Raw genomic sequence first — 17,778 nt, 5'->3', positions numbered from 1 at the left:
TTAAAATATCATTATTTTTGGGTGGTTGGGGAAAACATGACACATGCAAAGCGACTTCAATCGTTGCTGCTCGGGCTGTCTTTGACAGCGTTTGGCATCGGGCGATGGGCCACGGCGGCACCGGCTGCCGGCACCTATCCCGGCACCGGCGGTCCCGTGCCGTTCGAAATGAATCTGCAACCGCCGGCGACACAGATCGCCCATGAAATCTACGATTTGCACACCCTGATGATGATCATCTGCCTGGTGATCTTCGTGGCCGTGTTCGGCGTCATGTTCTATTCCATCTTCAAGCACCGCAAGTCCCTGGGCCACAAACCGGCCACTTTCCATGAAAGCACCACCGTCGAGATCGCCTGGACCGTCGTGCCTTTCCTGATCGTCATCGGCATGGCCCTGCCCGCCACGCGCACCGTCGTCGGCATGAAGGACACCTCGAACGCCGACATCACCATCAAGGCCACGGGCATGCAGTGGAAATGGGGCTATGACTACCTGAAAGGCGAGGGCGAAGGCATTTCCTTCCTCTCCAACCTGGCCACGCCGCGCTCGCAAGTGGGCGCGCCGGGCGTGCCGCCGACGGAAAAACGGGGCGAAAACTACCTGATCGAAGTCGATAACGAAGTCGTCGTGCCGGTCAACAAGAAGATCCGCGTGGTGCTGACGGCCAACGACGTCATCCATGCCTGGTCCGTGCCCGCCTTCGGCGTCAAGCAGGATGCGATTCCCGGTTTTGTGCGCGACACCTGGTTCAAGGCTGACCATATCGGCACCTTCCGCGGCAATTGCGCCGAGCTGTGCGGCAAGGAACACGCGTTCATGCCCATCGTCGTCAAGGTCGTGTCAAACGATGACTACAAGGCCTGGGTTGATGTAAAACAAAAGGAAATGGCGGCATTGGCCGATGATCCAAGCAAGGTGTGGACCATCGACGAATTGAAGGTCAAGGGCGAGAAAGTGTATGCGGCCAACTGCGTGGTATGCCACCAGGCGACAGGCAAGGGCGTGCCCGGTGCATTCGCGCCGCTGGACGCCTCGGCCTTGGTGAACGGTCCGAAAGCGGAACAGATTCATGTCTTGCTGAACGGGCAAAAGAGCGGCAAGTATCCAGCGGAAATGCCCGCCTGGAAACAGCTGTCCGACACGGAAATTGCCGCAGTGATCACTTACACGCGCAATTCCTGGTCGAACAAGGCCGAAGAGAACATCGTTCAACCAGCCGAAATCGTGGCTGCACGCAAGTAATTAGGAGCCGCACATGAGTACTAGCACCTTGGACCACGCCGGTCACGATCATGCCCACGACCACCCGACCGGCTACCGCCGCTGGCTGTTTGCCACCAATCATAAAGATATCGGTACCCTGTACCTGTGGTTCTCGTTCATCATGCTGCTGTCGGGTGGCGTGCTGGCCCTGATGATCCGTACGGAACTGTTTCACCCAGGCTTGCAATTCTTCCACCCAGAATTTTTCAACCAGCTGACCACCATGCACGGCCTGGTGATGGTGTTTGGCGCCATCATGCCGGCCTTCGTCGGCTACGCCAACTGGATGATCCCGCTGCAGGTGGGCGCGTCCGACATGGCGTTCGCCCGCATGAACAACTTCTCGTTCTGGCTGCTGCCACCGGCCGCCATCCTGCTGGCCACGTCCTTCCTCGTGCCGGGCGGCGCCACGGCTGCCGGCTGGACCCTGTATGCGCCGCTGTCGACGCAGATGGGCCCCGGCATGGACATGGCCATTTTCGCCATGCACCTGATGGGCGCCTCGTCCATCATGGGCTCGATCAACATCATCGTCACCATCCTGAACATGCGCGCGCCCGGCATGACCCTGATGAAAATGCCGATGTTCTGCTGGACCTGGCTCATTACCGCGTATCTGCTGATCGCCGTCATGCCCGTGCTGGCCGGCGCCATCACCATGACCCTGACGGATCGCCATTTCGGCACGTCCTTCTTTAACGCGGCAGGTGGCGGCGACCCCGTCATGTACCAGCACATCTTCTGGTTCTTCGGCCATCCCGAGGTCTACATCATGATTCTGCCGGCCTTCGGCATCGTCTCGCAGATCCTGCCCGCGTTTGCCCGCAAACCCTTGTTCGGCTACGCCTCGATGGTGTATGCCACGGCCTCGATCGCGATTCTGTCCTTCATCGTCTGGGCGCACCACATGTTTACCACCGGCATGCCGGTGACGAGCCAGCTGTTCTTCATGTACGCGACCATGCTGATCGCCGTACCGACGGGCGTGAAAGTGTTCAACTGGATCGCCACGATGTGGAAGGGTTCGATGACGTTCGAAACGCCGATGCTGTTCTCGGTGGGCTTCATCTTCGTGTTTACCATGGGCGGCTTCACGGGCCTGATCCTGGCCGTGACACCGATCGACATCCAGCTGCAGGATACCTATTATGTGGTGGCCCACTTCCACTACGTGCTGGTGGCCGGTTCGCTGTTTGCCCTGTTCGCCGGTTTCTACTACTGGTCGCCGAAATGGACGGGCCATATGTACAACGAGACGCGCGGCAAGATCCACTTCTGGCTGTCCTTGATCACGTTCAATGTGACCTTCTTCCCGATGCACTTCCTGGGCCTGGCCGGCATGCCGCGCCGCTACGCCGACTATCCGGCGCAGTTCACGGACTTCAATATGATCGCCTCGATCGGCGGCTTCGGTTTTGGCCTGATGCAGGTGTACTTCCTGTTCTTCGTGGTCTTGCCGACCATCCGCGGCGGCAAGGCTGCGCCAGCGAAACCATGGGAAGGCGCAGAAGGCCTGGAATGGACCGTGCCGAGTCCGGCGCCTTTCCACACGTTTGAAACGCCGCCGACCGTGAAATGAGGTATCCCGGGCCGGCGTGTTGCGCGGCCCGTCTTGAATAAAGTGCCTGTCATGACCGAACGTAAAAAACCGAACAACCTGCGTACCGGACTGATACTGGGGGGCCTGGCGGCCTTCTTCTTCCTGTCCGTATTCGTCAAGCGCATGTGGCTCTGACGTGACGATGCCGATCCAACAGGAAACACGCGGCCTGAACCGCAAGATGCTGGGCAAGCTGATCGTCATTGCCATCCTGATGTTTGGCTTTGGCTATGCCCTGATTCCCGTCTACAAGCAGATTTGCGAAGTGATGGGCATTAACGTGCTGACGCAAAAAGATGGCACGGTGGCTTACGACAACAATACGCAGGTCGACACGACGCGCAGCATCACCGTCGAGTTTGACGGCAATGCGCAGGGACCATGGCGCTTCCGCCCGACCGTTTCGAGCATGCAGGTGCATCCGGGCGAACTGGTGACCGTCATGTATGAAGTGGTCAACACGCAAAACCGCGTCGTCAACGCGCAAGCCATCCCCAGCTACGCGCCGCAGAGCGCCACGCCGCATTTCAAGAAGGTCGAGTGTTTCTGCTTCAAGCAGCAGACCTTGAAGCCGCACGAAGCGCGGCAGATGCCGGTGGTGTTCTTCCTCGATCCGGCCCTGCCGAAAGAGGTCAAGACCATCACCCTGTCGTACACGTTTTTCGAGATTGCCGGTCTGAGCCAGGCTCAGACGCCGGCCGTCCAATAGGAGAGTGCCATGGGCGAATCCAAGCAGCCTGAAAAAGCGTCGTTCCTGTATTCGCTGCGCGCCGTCGTCTGGTCATTTACGGGCCTGCGCCGCAAGAGCGACTTCGACACGGATTCGGCCAAGCTCAATCCCGTGCACATCGTCATCGCCGGCTTCCTGGCGGTGGCTTGCCTGATCGGCATCCTGATTTCGATTGTTAAATTCGTCGTTTTATAAATTATAAAAAACCACCCTATAAGTTCTTGAGGAGATGATGATGAGTTCCAACCACGCCGCCGTACCTTATTATTTCGTGCCCGGCCCGTCGCGCTGGCCCATGCTGGGCGGCGCCAGCCTGCTGCTGACCATGATCGGCGCCTCGGCCTGGGTCAACGACGTCTCCTGGGGCCCGTACCTGAACTACATCGGCCTGGCCGGCATCCTGCTGGTGCTGTATTTCTGGTTCGGCGACGCCATCCGCGAATCGGAGCAGGGCCTGTACAGCGAGCGCATCGATCACTCCTTCCGCTGGAGCATGAGCTGGTTCATCTTTTCGGAAGTCATGTTCTTCGCCGCCTTCTTCGGCGCCCTGTTCTATGCGCGCAGCATTTCCATGCCATGGCTGGCCGACATCGACCACAAGGTGATCTGGCCCGATTTCGCCGCCCAATGGGGCAATACGGGCCCGGCCGGGACGGTGCAGGAATTTACCACCATGACGCCGTTCTGGATTCCGACCATCAATACGGCCTTGCTGCTGCTGTCGGGCGTCACCCTGACCATCTCGCACCACGCGCTGCGCGCCGGCCACCGCGGCATGACGGCCCTGTTCCTGTTCGCCACCATCTTGCTGGGCGCCATCTTCATGGGGTTCCAGGTCTACGAATACATGCACGCCTACAGCGACCTGAATTTGAAACTGACGTCCGGCATCTACGGCGCCACCTTCTACATGCTGACGGGCTTCCACGGCTTCCACGTGACCCTGGGCGCCATCATGCTGTCCGTCATCCTGTACCGCGTGCTGAAAGGCCACTTCACGCCGGAGCACCACTTCGGCTTCGAAGGCGCCGCCTGGTACTGGCACTTTGTCGACGTCGTCTGGCTGGGCCTGTACGTGGTCGTGTATTGGTTATAATGGCGGGGCAGGGCGCGCGTTGTTGAAGAGTGCGCGGCACCATAAAAAAGCCGTACCGGGAGATCCTGGGTACGGCTTTTTTCTTAGTGTGAAGAATTTGCAAATCAGGCAAGAAGCTTAATGTATGCCGGTTGGCTGGATGTAGCCCAGCTTGTGCGCCAGCAGGATCAGTAAAAACAGGGTGATCGACAGCCCCACGCGCAGGGCCAGCGCCTGCACGGTGCGGTTGCTCTTGCCCTTGTCGCGCATGAGGAAGAACAGGGCCGAGCCCAGGCTGCCCAGAATCAGGATGAAGGCAATGGCAACGAGGATTTTCATGGATGGTAGCGCCTGGCTTGAGGAGGTTTCATTGTAATGCGTATCCGCTTCCATTTTAGATGGATTCCATTTGTTGTAATGTTGCTACTGGTGGCCCTGGGCGTGTCGCTGGCGCAATGGCAGCAGCGCCGGGGCGATGAGAAAGTCGCCCGCGCCGCCCGCCTGGAAGCGGGCAACCGCGCCGCGCCGCTGGCCTTGACGGCCGCGCCCCTGTTGCCGACCGATGCGCAAGCGATCGAATACCGCCGGGTCACCGTCACGGGCCGTTTCGTGCCTGCCTGGACGGTGTACCTGGACAACCGCCCCTACAAGGGCCAGGCCGGTTTTCACGTGCTCACGCCGTTTCAAATCGACGGTTCGTCCATGCACGTGCTGGTGGCGCAGGGCTGGTTGCCGCGCAACAATGCCGAGCGCACGCGCATTCCCGACTACACGACAGCGGCCAGCACCGTCACCATTGGCGGCATCGCGCGCCTGAATGCGGGTCACGTGATGGAGCTGGGCACGGCACCGGCCCTGGCGCCGCATGCCATCGTGCAAAATGCCGACATCGTCCAGCTGGCCCAGGCCAGCGGCCTGGCCATGCAGCCCTTCATCCTCGAACAAACAGTCGACCCGGCTGATCCGACAGCGGCGGCGCCAGCATCCGGCCAGCTTCCCGTGCGCGACTGGCCGGCGCCCGACTTGGGCGCCGACAAGCACCGTGGCTATGCATTCCAGTGGTATGCACTGGCACTGATGGCTTTTCTATTTTTTGTCTTTACAGGATTTCGACGTGCAAACAAACAGCCCTGACACAACGCAAGACAGCATGAGCAAGCAGGTACAAGGACGGTGGAAGCTGCTGGCCGTGGTGGCCGTGTGCGCGTTTCCCATCATCGCCTCGTATTTCACGTATTACATCATCAAGCCCACGGGCCGCAACAACTATGGCGCCCTGATCGATCCGCGTTTGTACCCGATTCCCGAAGCCCAGCTGCAGGTGGCGGAACTCGATGGCAAGGCGGCGCCGCTGGCGCAATTCAAGGGCAAGTGGGTGCTGCTGCAAACGGGGCCGTCCGATTGCCAGGAAGCGTGCAAGAAGCAATTGTTTGACATGCAACAACTGCGCCTCATGCAGGGCAAGGAACGCGAACGCCTGGAGCGGGTCTGGCTGGTGACGGATGCGCAGCCGCTCGACACCCTCGTGATGCGCGAATTCGACGGCACCAGCATGCTGCGCGTGAATAACGACGCCCTGAAAGCGTGGCTGCCCGTGGAGCCGGGCGGCAAGACCAGCGACCATTTGTATCTGATCGATCCGCTGGGCAATCTGATGATGCGCTTCCCGAAGGACGCGGACCCGAACAAGATCAAGAAAGACATCGCCAAGCTGCTCAAAGCTTCGGCGATCGGTTGAGGAGTCCGCATGCCGACGATGCATCTCTCCGCGCTGGCCCAGCTGGGCCTGACGGGTCTGCTGGTGGCACTGCTGCCGCTGACCATGGTCTGGGTGTCCGCAGACGCCAATAAATACCGCAAGCTCGTGTGGATCGCCGTCTTCCTGACGGTCGACCTGATCATGTTCGGCGGCTTTACGCGCCTGTCCGATTCCGGCCTGGGCTGCCCGGACTGGCCAGGCTGCTATGGCTCGGCCAATCCTTTCCTCGCGCACGAGCACATCGTGGCGGCGGAAACCCTGATGCCGACGGGCCCCGTGACGGTGGTGAAAGCGTGGATCGAAATGACGCACCGCTACCTGGCCATGGCCATCGGCGTGCTGATCGTGGCGATGATGGTGCAGGCGTGGCGCCAGTGGCGCAAAAGCCGCCGCGCCGAGTTCGCCCCGGCGCTGCCGACGGCACTGTTCCTGTTCGTCTGCCTGCAAGGCGCGTTCGGCGCCTGGACCGTCACCCTGAAACTGCAGCCGGTGATCGTGACCATCCACCTGCTGCTGGGCATGGGCTTGCTGGCCATGCTGACGTGGCTGGGCGGACGCCAGGATCATGCCGTCAAACCCGTGCTGCGCGCTGATGCGGACGCCGCCGTGCTGCGCCCCGTGCGCGCGCTGGCCATTTTTTCGCTCGTGCTGCTCACCGTACAGATCGCGCTGGGCGGCTGGGTGAGCACCAACTACGCCACCCTGGCTTGCACGGATTTCCCCCTGTGCGGCGGCAAGGTGATTCCGGAGATGGATTTCGAACATGGTTTCCATCTGTGGCGCGAACTGGGCAAGACGGCCGCCGGCCACTATCTGCCGTTTTCCGCGCTGACGGCTATCCACTGGGTGCACCGCAACTTCGCCTTCATCGTGGCAGCTGGCATCGGCTACACCGTGTTTCGCGCATGGAAGCTGCCGTCCTTGCGCGGCACGGCCCGCTGGGTTGCCCTGGTGCTGGCACTGCAGGCGGCCACGGGCCTGGCGACCATCTACCTGAGCTGGCCATTGTCGATTGCCGTGCTGCATAACGGCGGGGCGGCGCTGCTCGTGTTATTGCTGACCATGTTAAACTACAAGGCTAAATTCCAACTCGATGTAGCGCGTAATGTTCAGCGCGCTTGCGCCACCGCGCCAGTGTCCTCGGCACCAGCCAGTCCTTCCCGTATCGCATAAATGACTACTCAGACCATCCGCCGTAAACCATCCCCCCGCATCGCCCAGTATTGGGCGCTGACCAAGCCCCGCGTGACGCAACTGGCCGTGTTTTGCGCCGTCATCGGCATGTTCCTGGCCAGCGAGGAGTTGCCCGACTGGCGCGCGGTGGTGTTCGGCACCGTCGGCATCTGGCTGCTGGCCGGCGCCGCGTTTGCCGTCAATTGCCTGGCCGAGCGCGAAATCGATGCGCGCATGGCCCGCACGGCGCGCCGGCCGATGGCCATGGGCGACATCACGGTGAAACAGACGGTGGTGTTCGCGCTGGTGATCGGCGGCCTGGGCATGGCGATTCTGTATCACCTCGTCAATCCGTTGACCATGTGGCTGACCTTTGTCACCTTTGTCGGCTACGCCCTGATCTACACCATGGTGCTCAAACCGGCCACGCCGCAAAATATCGTCATCGGCGGCCTGTCCGGCGCCATGCCCCCCGCGCTGGGCTGGGCCGCCGTCGCCAACGACGTGCCGATGCAGGCGTGGCTGCTGGTCCTGATCATCTTTGTCTGGACGCCGCCGCATTTCTGGGCCCTGGCCATGTACCGCCGCGACGATTACGCGCGCTCGGGCTTGCCCATGCTGCCCGTCACGCACGGCTTGAAGTTCACGCAATTTCATGTCTGGCTGTACTCGATCGCGCTGGCCGCCACCACCTTGCTGCCGTTCGCCGTGCGCATGAGCGGCCTGATCTACCTGGCGTCGGCCGTGCTGCTCAACGCCGGTTTCCTGTACTACGCGTGGAAGATGTACCGCCACTACACGGACTTGATCGCGCGCAAAGCCTTTACGTATTCCATCATCTACCTGGCCTTGCTGTTCGCGGCTTTGCTGGTCGACCACTACATTCCCCTCGGCACATGAAAAAAACCCTGACCTTGTTGTTGGCGGCCGCCCTGGTCGCCGTCCTGGCCGGCTGCGGCAAACCGGCCGCACCGAAGCTGGCATTCAAGAATACGGACGTGACGGGCCTCGGCTACGCGCGCGAGTTCGCGCTGACGGACCACACGGGCCATCCGCGCACCCTGGCCGACTACAAGGGCAAGCTGGTGCTGATGTTCTTCGGCTACACGCAATGCCCGGACGTCTGCCCCACCACCATGGCCGACATGGCGCAGGTGATGCAGGAAATGGGGCCGCAGGCGGAGCAGGTGCAAGTGCTGTTCGTCACGGTGGACCCCGAGCGCGACACGCAAGCCTTGCTGGCCGAATACGTGCCGGCCTTCGACAAGCGTTTCGTGGGCCTGTATGGCGATGCGGCCGCGACGGCCAAGGTGGCCAAGGAATTCAAGGTGTATTACGCCAAGGTCGAGGGCGAGACGGACGAGAGCTACACGGTCGACCACACGGCCGGCACCTATGTGTTCGACCGCGAAGGCAAGATCCGCCTGTTCGTGCGCCACGGCGAAAAGCCTGCCGCCATCGCGCACGATCTTAAACTTCTGCTATCCTGACCTGACCGCGTCCCCGGGCGCCATCTTCAGGATACGCAGTACATGGATAAACGTTTCGAGCCGCACGCCCGCCTGGCAGCCATCATCTTCCTGTTGATCGGCTGCTTTTTCGTCTTGCGGCCCTTTTTGGCCGCCATGCTGTTTGCCGCCTGCGTGGGCATTTCCAGCTGGCCCCTGTATATCCTCCTGCTCGACCGCCTGAAAGGCCGGCGCAACTGGGCGGCTGCCATCATGACCCTGTCCTTGATCCTGGTCATCGTGCTGCCGCTGGCCCTCGTCACCTACAACCTGGCCGACAATGTGTCGCGCATCTATGAACAGTTGCGCACGGCGCTGGAATCGGGCGGCCTGCATCCGCCGGCCTGGCTGGCCAGCATTCCCGTGGTGGGCGAAACCATCGACGGTTATCTGCAGCGTCTGCTGGAAGACCGCGAGGAATTACTGAATTTGGGCAAGACGATGCTGGAGCCGGCGCGCCATTTCCTCGCTTCCGGCGGCATCTTGCTGGGCACGGGCCTGGCGCAGACCAGCCTGGCCGTGTTCGTCAGCTTCTTCCTCTACCGCGACGGTCAGCAACTGAGCCGTGCCTTGATGACGGGCGCTGGCCGCATCATCGGCGACAGCGCGCCGGGCGTGGGCCTGACCATCAGCCGCACCGTGCGCGGCGTCATGTACGGCTTGCTGGGCACGGCGCTGGCGCAAGCGCTGGTGGCCGTGGTCGGTTTCCTGATCGCCGGCGTGCCGGCCGTGGCCCTGCTGGGCGTGGCCACCTTCATCTTTTCGCTGATCCCCGTGGGGCCGCCCTTGATCTGGGGTGGCGCCGCCATCTGGCTGTTCAATGACGGCCAGACAGGCTGGGGCATCTTCATGCTGGTATGGGGCGGTTTGCTGATCAGCGGCGTGGATAACGTCGTGAAACCCATGCTGATCAGCCGCGGCAGCAGCCTGCCGTTTTTGCTGGTGCTGCTGGGCGTGCTGGGCGGCGTGCTGGCCTTCGGCTTCGTCGGCATCTTTATCGGGCCGACCTTGCTGGCAGTGCTGTACAGCCTGCTCCAGACGTGGACGGTAGGTGAAACCACCGTGCCGCAGGGCAAAGATACGATTACCTTGAAAAAAGACTAATCGCGTAAGTCCGCATCGAGGTCGCGCTCCTGCTTCGGGATCACCTTGAGCAGCACGATGCGGGGCCCGTTCATCTTCTTGACGACGATGTCGAAGTCGACAAAGGTGATGCGCTGGCCCTGCTTCGGAATGTCGCCCAGCTTGACCATGATCAAGCCGCCCACCGATTCCACGTCGTCGAGGCCCAGTTCCTCGTTTTCGATATCGATGCCGAGGATGCGTTCGAGCGAGAAGATGGGCAGGCTGGCCTTGCCGATCAGGGTGCCGTCGCTTTGCTTGAGCCAGTCGTTTTCATTGCGGCGGAATTCATCGCGGATTTCGCCGACCATGGCGCCGAGCAAGTTATCCAGGGTGATGAAACCCAGCGGACGCTTGCCCTTTTCACCGATCAGGGCGAAGTGCGGGGCGCCGTCGCGGAAGCGGCGGAACAGTTCCAGTGCCGGCGTGCGGGCGGAAATGATGTCCACGGGACGCAGAAACGGCGTGAGCGAAGTGATCGGCTTGCCCGCCTGCTGCGCGAAGAACAGGTCTTTCAAGTGCACCACGCCCAGCACGTCGTCTTCATTCGTGTCGAAGTAGGGGTAGCGGCTGAAGCGGTTGCGCAGCACCGTGTCGAGGTTTTCTTCCAGCGTATTCGAGGCGTGCAGGGCGATCACTTCATTGATCGGACGCATCAGGTCCGATACCGTCATCTGTTCGAAATCGAGCGACTGTGCCAGGATGTTGCGCTCGTCGCGCGTGAATTTCTCGCCCGGCTGGCTGGTGCGCAGGATCAGTTTCAATTCTTCGGATGAATAATGGGCGTCGTGGCCGCCCTTGCCGGACAGGCCCGCCATGCGCAGCACCCAGTTGGCGCTGGCGTTGAGCAGGTAGATGGCCGGGTACATGGCCCAGTAGAAGCCATACAGGGGAATCGCGCACCACAGGCCGACGGCTTCCGGGTTGCGGATGGCCATCGATTTTGGCGCCAGTTCGCCCACGACGATATGCAGGAAGGAAATCACGCTGAAGGCAACGACGAAGGAGACGCCGTGGATCAGCTCTTGCGACGTGACGCCGATGGCGCCGAACAGCGGCTCGAGCAAGCTGGCAAACGCCGGTTCCCCGACCCAGCCCAGGCCCAGCGAAGCGAGGGTGATGCCCAGCTGGCAGGCAGACAGGTAGGCGTCCAGCTGGCCATGCACCTTGGCCAGGATGCTGCCCCGCAATCCCTGTGTCTTGGCGATGGCGCGGATGCGCGTGCGCCGCAAGGTGACGATGCCAAACTCGGCGGCAACAAAAAAACCGTTCAGCGCGACCAGGAAGAGGGCGAGCAAGACTAGCGAGGCATTGTGCATGGGGCGCAATAAGATGGGCTGTAAAAACGTCATCTTAAACGACGAAGGGCGCCATAGCCTAATTTAGCCGCGTGCCACGCCCGTGCAGGCGGGTGCGCGCGGCCGGTTTTTCACGCTTTTTCAGCCTTTGACCGCCGTTTGCGGTCCGCCGCGCATGGCAAACACCATGGCGGCCGAGACCACCGCCGGGATGGCGACGATGAGGAAAATCGTGCTGTTGGGCCAGTTCAGGCGGATCAGCTCACCACCGAGCACGGGGCCGATGATGGAGCCGATGCGTCCGATGCCCAGGCTCCAGCCGATGCCCGTCGAGCGCAGGGTGGTCGGGTAGTAGCTGGCCGCCAGGGCATTGACGGCAGGCTGGCCGCCCACCACGCAAAAACCGGCGATGAAGATGGTGATGAAGAGGAAGGCGAGCGACACGTCCGGACGGCCGATCAGGGCAATGGCCACGGCGGCAACCAAAAAGCACGGCAGCAGGATGCGGCGGAAGCTGGAGCGGTCGATCAGCTGGCCCATGACCAGGGTGCCGATGGTGCCGCCCACTTGCAGGGCCGTGCCGGCCAGCACGGCGTTGGCCGTCGACAGGCCCGCTTCCTTGGCGATCGTCGGCAGCCAGTTCGAGAGGAAATACAAGTTCAGCAAGTTCATGAAGTTGATGACCCACAGCAGGATCGTCATCTTTGCGCGGCCGCCCGTAAACAATTGCAGCACGGGCGCGCCCTTGTGCTCCTTCTCATGCACGACGTATTGCGTCTCGGCCGTGATGCTCACCGTCGGATCGATGCGTTTCAACCATTGCGCCACCTTGTCCAGCTTGCGTTGTTTCAAGACCAGAAATTGCATCGATTCCGGCAGCAGGAAGAACATCAATATGCCGATGACCAGCGGCACCACGCCGCCCACGTAAAACACGGATTGCCAGCCGAAGGCGGGAATCAGCGCGGCCGACAGCAAGCCGCCGAGTACGGCGCCCAGGGTAAAGCCGCACGAGACCAGCATCATCAGCGTGACTTTCTTGCGCAGCGGGCTGTATTCGCCGGCCAGCGCCATGGCGTTCGGCATGACTGCGCCCAGGCCCAGTCCCGTGATAAAACGGATCAGCTGCAATTGCTCGATGTTCGTCGCCAGCGGCGTGACCAGCATGCACAGGGAAAAGAAGATGGTCGAGCCGATCAGCACGGGGCGGCGGCCGAACTTGTCGGCCGTGATGCTGAAGACGAGCGAGCCGACCAGCATGCCCAGCAGGCCCGCGCCAAACACGGGGCCCAGGTTGGCCTTGCTGACATGCCAGTCGGCGATGATGGCGGGCGCCACATAGCCCATCGCCTGCACGTCGAAGCCATCCATGATGACGCACAGCCCGCACAGGATCAGCATGCCGATCTGGAAGGAGCCGATCTTGTTGTTGTTGATGAGATCGGGAATATCGACCGTCTTGCTTGCCGTGGACATGGTGCCGCTCCTGTATGTACCTGTTTTTATGATGATCGCGCCCTGCCGGTGGGCGGCAGGCGCGTGTTTGTCTCAGGCTTCATTACAATCGCTTTTGATTGATAATTCAAACGTTTTTTCCGAATGGATTTATCAGGTTTCCTTGTGAATCTTCGGATGGCCCTGGATGGCCGCCAGGATCACGTCCAGCGCCGGGTGCATGATCTTGCGCTCGTTGGAAATCACATAAAACTGCTCGCGCAGCGACGAGGCGTCGCCGACCAGCACGGCGCCGAATTGTTCCTCGATATCGGCCGCCAGGCTGGCCGACGCGAAGAACAGGCCCAGGCCCTTGCGGCCAAACGCGTTGAGCATGGCGTTGTCCTCGAATTCGCCGACCACGTCGGGGCGCACGCCTTGCTGCACCATCCATTCGTCGATGCGCCCGCGCAGGGCGTTGTTGCGCGCCGGTAGCAGGAAGGGCGCGCCGTGCAGGCTGTGCGGGAAATTGTCGCGGTATTGTTCCGCCAGCGCAGGGATACCGAACAGTTTCATGGCGCTTTCGCCCCATAAATGGCTGGAGACGCGCAGGCTGGCGCCGGCCGGCACGGCACGGTCCGTCAAGACCAGGTCCAGCTTGTGCAGGGCCAGGTCGGCCAGCAAGGACTCGAATTCATCTTCCAGGCACACCAGCTTGACGGGCTTGTCCAGGCTGCGGGTGGCGTCGAGCATGCGATACGCCATCAGTTTCGGCAAGGAATCGGAAATGCCCACCGTCAGGCGCATCTTTTCTGCATCGGTGTCGGCCAGCGCTTCCTGCATCTGTTCGCCCAGCAAAAAAATCTGGTCCGCGTAGCCGAGCGCCAGCCGGCCCGCTTCCGTCGGCACCAAACGCCGTCCCTGCGGCTGCAGCAGGGATCTGCCCAGTTCCTTTTCCAGCAGGGCCAGCTGGGTGCTGATGGTTTGCACGGCCAGTCCCAGGCGCTCGGCCGCGCGCGTCACGCCGCCTTCCTTGGCGACCACCCAAAAGAAGTACAAATGGCGGTAATTGAAGCCCGTGGTTTTCATCGCGACATCCTATCTTCTGTTTTTACGAAGTAATACTTCCATTATCTTCTATTTTTAAATGTGTGACATGTCCCTATACTATGTTCCATTAAATCTAGATAACGGGGAACTATCGATGAAGCATTTCAGAGTGTCATTTCTAGTGACATTTATCTGCCTGGGCATTTCCGCCTGGTGGGGTTACACGCACGGTGGCGTGCAGACGATGCTGGCGGCGCTCGGTATCGCGGTGATATTGGGCGTGATGGAAGTGTCGCTGTCGTTCGACAACGCGGTGGTCAACGCCTCGGTGCTGAAGAACTGGGACAAGTTTTGGCAGAATCTGTTCCTGGGCGTGGGTATCATCATCGCCGTCTTCGGCATGCGTCTGCTGTTCCCGCTGGTCATCGTGGCGCAAGCGGCGGACCTGGGCTTGATGGAAGTATGGAATCTGGCCCTGAGCAATCCGGAACAGTATTCGATGCACCTGACGAATCACCACGCGGAAGTGGCGGCTTTCGGCGGCATCTTCCTGCTGCTGGTGTTCCTGAACTTCCTGCTGGACTCGGAAAAAGAAACGCACTGGCTGGGCCGTATTGAAGAAAAACTGGGCGCGCTGGGCAAGATCTCGTCGATTTCCGTGATGATCGCGCTGGGTACCCTGATGGCCAGCCTGTCGATGATCGAAGAAGGCCAGAAACTGGTGGTCCTGACGGCCGGCCTGTGGGGTATTCTGACCTACGTGGGCGTCGATGTGATCAGTGGCTTGCTGGAAGGCGATAACGGCGACGGCAACATGGGCGACATCATCAAGCGCGGCGGTATTGGCGGCTTCCTGTACCTGGAAGTGCTCGACGCCTCGTTCAGCTTTGATGGCGTGATCGGCGCGTTTGCCATCACCAAGGATGTCGTGATCATCATGCTGGGCCTGGCGATCGGCGCGATGTTCGTGCGTTCGATGACGGTGTTCCTGGTCCGCAAGGGCACGCTCGACGAGTTCGTGTATCTGGAGCACGGCGCGCACTATGCGATCGGTATCCTGGCCGTGATCATGTTGGTCAGCATGAAGTTCCACATTCCCGAGATCTTCACGGGTCTGATCGGGGTGGCCTTCATTCTCGCCTCGCTGTGGTCGTCGATCCGCTACAAACGCAGGATGGCGCTTGAAGAAGGCCAGACGGAAGCGCTGGGCGCGGTCAAGGCAGTGTAAAGAATGCGCAGCAAACGACTACACCCGTTTGTTGGCAAGTTGTAGCAAGCGTCGCCGCCGGCCTGGGGAGTCAGGCCGGTGGAGGACGCCAGGTGTCTGGTCATACACAACCCACATAGGAGAAGTACATCATGGCAATCAGTCTGCAAAAAGGCGGCAACGTCAACCTGAGCAAGGAAGCCCCTGGCATTTCGAAGATGATCATCGGCCTGGGCTGGGATGCCCGCGCCACCGATGGCGCCGCGTTCGACATCGACGGTTCCGTGTTCCTGTTGAAGGCCGACGGCAAGGTTCGCGCCGACGTCGACATGATTTTCTACAACAACCTGAAATCGAGCGACGGCTCCGTCACCCACTCGGGCGACAACACCACCGGCGCTGGCGACGGCGATGATGAAACCGTCATCGTCGACCTGGCAACGGTGCCAGCCGAGATCGACAAGATCGCCGTCTGCGTGACGATTCACGATGCCGAAGCGCGCAAGCAAAACTTTGGTATGGTATCGAAGGCGTACGTGCGCTGCGTGAATGCCAACGGCAATACGGAAATCGCCCGCTTCGACCTGTCGGAAGACGGTTCGGCGGAAACGGCCATGGTCTTCGGTGAAATCTACCGCAATGGCGCGGATTGGAAATTCAAGGCCATCGGCCAGGGCTACAAGGGCGGCCTGGGCCCCCTGGCTGCCTCCTTTGGTGTAGGTGTATAAGATTTTGATTTAAAAGTCACAACGCCTGACAAAACCGACGCGCAGTAGGTTTGGTCAGGTGTTCTGCGGAGGAACAGTCAGATGCCAGTGTTTAGTATTACCGGGGACGTCGACCCGTTCCTGCATGTGTCGCTTGCCAAGGGCGAGAAGATTTATTGCGAATCCAATGCGATGGTGATGATGGAAACCAATCTTGAGCTGAAGGGCAAGATGACTGGCGGCATAGGCGCCGCGCTGATGCGCACCTTTGCCAATGGGGAATCGTTCTTTCAGCAGCATATCGAAGCCATGCGGGGCGACGGCGATTGCCTGCTGTCACCCACTTTGCCCGGCGCGATGCGGGTGCTCGAGGTTGGCGCCCAACAATACATGATCAGCGACGGCGCCTTCGTCGCGGCCAGTGCTGGCGTGGAATTGAAGGTGCGCACGCAAAGCCTTGGCAATGCGCTGTTTGCCCAGAGCGGTGGTTTTTTCATCACCGAGACGGCAGGCAGCGGCCAGTTGGCGGTGTCCGGTTTTGGCGCGATGTCGATACTGGAAGTGACACCTGGCAAGGACGTGGTGATCGATAATTCGCACGTCGTGTGCTGGGACAACCGCCTGCAATACGAAATTTCCATGACGACCGGCAGCAGCGGCGGCTTTCTCGGTAACCTGATCAATAGCCAGACCAGCGGCGAGGGCATGGTACTGAAGTTTTCAGGCACGGGAAAAATCCTCGTGTGCTCGCGCAACCGCGCGGCCTTCCTCGCCTGGACCCAAAGCAAGCCGGCGTAGTTAGCAGTTGATGCAACCAACCAAACAGGAGCAATGCGTATGTCTGTCAATTTGAGCAAAGGCCAGAAGATTTCTCTGGACAAAGAAGCTGGTACCACTCTGACCCGTATCACCATGGGCCTGGGCTGGGATGCGGCCAAGACCAAGGGTTTCCTTGGTTTCGGTTCGAAGACGGAAGCCGTCGACCTGGACGCTTCGTGCGTCATGTTCGATGAAAACAAGGGAACGTCGGACATCGTCTGGTTCCGCCAGTTGAAAAGCAAGGACGGCAGCATTGTCCACACGGGCGACAACCGCACGGGCGCGGGCGATGGCGACGACGAACAGATCAATGTCGATCTGTCGAAAGTGCCGGCGAACGTGAAAAGCCTCGTCTTCACCGTCAACAGCTTTACTGGCCAGAACTTCTCGCAGGTGGAAAACGCCTATTGCCGCATCTTGAATGCCAGCAATAACCAGGAAGTCGCGCGTTTCAACCTGTCTGTGCAAGGTACTCACACGGCACAGATCATGGCCAAGCTGTATCGCCATAACGGCGAATGGAAGATGCACGCCATCGGAGAAAACGGCAACGGTCGCACCTTTGACGACCTGATGCCGCAGATCTCCGTGCATCTATAAATTGTAGTTGTAAGGAGCAGTACGCAGCGGGCGGGGGACGGACCGGATACCGGCTCTCGTCCGCTGCTCTATTTTGAAGGAGAGTATGTCGTGATGCGATTGCTGATAGCCTTGCTACTTCCGTGTCTCACGTTTTTCATGCTGGGGCGCCCGCTGGCCGGTGCCGCCGCCTTGATCATGCAGTGCACTGTGATCGGCTGGGCGCCGGCGGCCCTGTGGGCCCTGTACACGGTGAACCAGCATAAAACGGAGCAGGAACTGGAAGGTGCGTTAAGCCGCAGCTACATGCGCAGGCGTAGTCGGTTGATCTGAATCAGCCGGGCGCCAGGAATCCTTGCGCTAAAGCCCGCACGAGCGATCGTGCGGGCTTTTTTGTGGGTGCGCCCAGCATGGGCGCACTCCTGTGGGTGAAAGTCCCGCCGTAAGCTGA

The 17,778-nt window shown here is 60.6% G+C and carries 21 protein-coding genes; 17 read left to right on the top strand and 4 right to left on the bottom strand.

Going from position 1 to position 17,778, the window contains the following annotated elements:
* The first annotated feature begins 36 nt into the window (after nucleotides 1-36).
* Genes coxB through AC54AF_RS13570 form a run of 6 tightly spaced genes read left to right on the top strand, consistent with a single transcriptional unit; the run spans nucleotide 37 to nucleotide 4,692 of the window.
* Nucleotides 37-1,245: a cytochrome c oxidase subunit II gene (gene coxB / locus AC54AF_RS13595; RefSeq protein WP_496636949.1), complete on the top strand. Its 1,209-nt coding sequence runs from the start codon at nucleotides 37-39 to the stop codon at nucleotides 1,243-1,245.
* A 13-nt stretch (nucleotides 1,246-1,258) separates the two neighbouring features.
* Nucleotides 1,259-2,845, top strand: a complete 1,587-nt coding sequence (gene ctaD, locus AC54AF_RS13590; protein ID WP_131689874.1) for a cytochrome c oxidase subunit I — start codon at nucleotides 1,259-1,261, stop codon at nucleotides 2,843-2,845.
* A 51-nt stretch (nucleotides 2,846-2,896) separates the two neighbouring features.
* Nucleotides 2,897-3,001: a cytochrome oxidase small assembly protein gene (locus AC54AF_RS13585; RefSeq protein WP_223278996.1), complete on the top strand. Its 105-nt coding sequence runs from the start codon at nucleotides 2,897-2,899 to the stop codon at nucleotides 2,999-3,001.
* Nucleotides 3,002-3,008: 7 nt separating this feature from the next.
* The gene (locus AC54AF_RS13580) at nucleotides 3,009-3,575 is read left to right on the top strand and encodes a cytochrome c oxidase assembly protein (protein ID WP_496637014.1); all 567 of its coding nucleotides are present in this window, start codon (nucleotides 3,009-3,011) and stop codon (nucleotides 3,573-3,575) included.
* A gap of 9 nt (nucleotides 3,576-3,584) precedes the next feature.
* The gene (locus tag AC54AF_RS13575) at nucleotides 3,585-3,791 is read left to right on the top strand and encodes a DUF2970 domain-containing protein (protein ID WP_131387350.1); all 207 of its coding nucleotides are present in this window, start codon (nucleotides 3,585-3,587) and stop codon (nucleotides 3,789-3,791) included.
* Nucleotides 3,792-3,831: 40 nt separating this feature from the next.
* On the top strand, nucleotides 3,832-4,692 hold the full coding sequence (locus AC54AF_RS13570; RefSeq protein ID WP_496636948.1) for a cytochrome c oxidase subunit 3: 861 nt from the start codon (nucleotides 3,832-3,834) through the stop codon (nucleotides 4,690-4,692).
* A 117-nt stretch (nucleotides 4,693-4,809) separates the two neighbouring features.
* Here the strand turns inward: AC54AF_RS13570 and AC54AF_RS13565 are convergent, their stop codons facing one another.
* A complete protein-coding gene (locus AC54AF_RS13565; RefSeq protein ID WP_034748996.1) occupies nucleotides 4,810-5,010 on the bottom strand; it encodes a twin transmembrane helix small protein in 201 nt (66 codons plus the stop codon).
* A gap of 78 nt (nucleotides 5,011-5,088) precedes the next feature.
* Between AC54AF_RS13565 and AC54AF_RS13560 the strand changes: the two genes are divergently transcribed.
* From AC54AF_RS13560 to AC54AF_RS13535, 6 genes are read left to right on the top strand one after another with little or no spacing between them, the layout of a single operon-like run.
* Nucleotides 5,089-5,805 (top strand): SURF1 family protein, encoded by a 717-nt coding sequence (locus tag AC54AF_RS13560; RefSeq protein WP_496636947.1) that lies wholly within the window; start codon nucleotides 5,089-5,091, stop codon nucleotides 5,803-5,805.
* A gap of 16 nt (nucleotides 5,806-5,821) precedes the next feature.
* Nucleotides 5,822-6,409 (top strand): SCO family protein, encoded by a 588-nt coding sequence (locus tag AC54AF_RS13555; protein ID WP_496636946.1) that lies wholly within the window; start codon nucleotides 5,822-5,824, stop codon nucleotides 6,407-6,409.
* A gap of 18 nt (nucleotides 6,410-6,427) precedes the next feature.
* Complete coding sequence (locus tag AC54AF_RS13550; RefSeq protein WP_496637013.1) at nucleotides 6,428-7,603, top strand: COX15/CtaA family protein; 1,176 nt, start codon at nucleotides 6,428-6,430, stop codon at nucleotides 7,601-7,603.
* On the top strand, nucleotides 7,604-8,503 hold the full coding sequence (gene cyoE / locus AC54AF_RS13545; protein WP_496636945.1) for a heme o synthase: 900 nt from the start codon (nucleotides 7,604-7,606) through the stop codon (nucleotides 8,501-8,503).
* Nucleotides 8,500-9,093 (top strand): SCO family protein, encoded by a 594-nt coding sequence (locus AC54AF_RS13540; protein WP_496636944.1) that lies wholly within the window; start codon nucleotides 8,500-8,502, stop codon nucleotides 9,091-9,093. Before cyoE ends, AC54AF_RS13540 begins: the two co-directional genes overlap by 4 nt.
* 42 nt (nucleotides 9,094-9,135) lie before the next feature.
* Complete coding sequence (locus AC54AF_RS13535; RefSeq protein ID WP_131689881.1) at nucleotides 9,136-10,215, top strand: AI-2E family transporter; 1,080 nt, start codon at nucleotides 9,136-9,138, stop codon at nucleotides 10,213-10,215.
* Here AC54AF_RS13535 and AC54AF_RS13530 read toward each other — a convergent pair.
* From AC54AF_RS13530 to nhaR, 3 genes are all read right to left on the bottom strand, one after another.
* On the bottom strand, nucleotides 10,212-11,552 hold the full coding sequence (locus AC54AF_RS13530; protein WP_131689882.1) for a CNNM domain-containing protein: 1,341 nt from the start codon (nucleotides 11,550-11,552) through the stop codon (nucleotides 10,212-10,214). The two genes, AC54AF_RS13535 and AC54AF_RS13530, sit on opposite strands and share 4 nt — an antisense overlap.
* Nucleotides 11,553-11,672: 120 nt before the next feature.
* Entirely contained in the window at nucleotides 11,673-13,007 is a 1,335-nt protein-coding gene (locus AC54AF_RS13525) for an MFS transporter (protein ID WP_496636943.1), read from the bottom strand.
* Between the two features lie 132 nt (nucleotides 13,008-13,139).
* On the bottom strand, nucleotides 13,140-14,054 hold the full coding sequence (gene nhaR / locus AC54AF_RS13520) for a transcriptional activator NhaR (RefSeq protein WP_496636942.1): 915 nt from the start codon (nucleotides 14,052-14,054) through the stop codon (nucleotides 13,140-13,142).
* A 115-nt stretch (nucleotides 14,055-14,169) separates the two neighbouring features.
* On the opposite strand from nhaR, the gene AC54AF_RS13515 reads away from it, so the two are divergent.
* The 5 genes from AC54AF_RS13515 (at nucleotide 14,170) to AC54AF_RS13495 (ending at nucleotide 17,660) form a co-directional block, all read left to right on the top strand.
* Entirely contained in the window at nucleotides 14,170-15,243 is a 1,074-nt protein-coding gene (locus tag AC54AF_RS13515) for a DUF475 domain-containing protein (protein ID WP_496636941.1), read from the top strand.
* Nucleotides 15,244-15,374: 131 nt separating this feature from the next.
* The gene (locus tag AC54AF_RS13510) at nucleotides 15,375-15,950 is read left to right on the top strand and encodes a TerD family protein (protein WP_034784897.1); all 576 of its coding nucleotides are present in this window, start codon (nucleotides 15,375-15,377) and stop codon (nucleotides 15,948-15,950) included.
* Nucleotides 15,951-16,031: 81 nt separating this feature from the next.
* On the top strand, nucleotides 16,032-16,727 hold the full coding sequence (locus AC54AF_RS13505; protein ID WP_131689886.1) for a TIGR00266 family protein: 696 nt from the start codon (nucleotides 16,032-16,034) through the stop codon (nucleotides 16,725-16,727).
* A gap of 39 nt (nucleotides 16,728-16,766) precedes the next feature.
* Nucleotides 16,767-17,348, top strand: a complete 582-nt coding sequence (locus AC54AF_RS13500; protein ID WP_131689887.1) for a TerD family protein — start codon at nucleotides 16,767-16,769, stop codon at nucleotides 17,346-17,348.
* A 93-nt stretch (nucleotides 17,349-17,441) separates the two neighbouring features.
* Nucleotides 17,442-17,660 carry a YqaE/Pmp3 family membrane protein gene (locus AC54AF_RS13495; protein ID WP_086139074.1) on the top strand — a complete coding sequence of 73 codons (219 nt, stop codon included), beginning with the start codon at nucleotides 17,442-17,444 and terminating at the stop codon, nucleotides 17,658-17,660.
* Nucleotides 17,661-17,778 lie beyond the last annotated feature (118 nt).

The sequence above is a fragment of the Janthinobacterium sp. JF4 genome (assembly GCF_059617925.1).
Note: the sequence above shows the minus strand (reverse complement) of the source record. Positions and strands in the feature narration are given on the sequence as shown.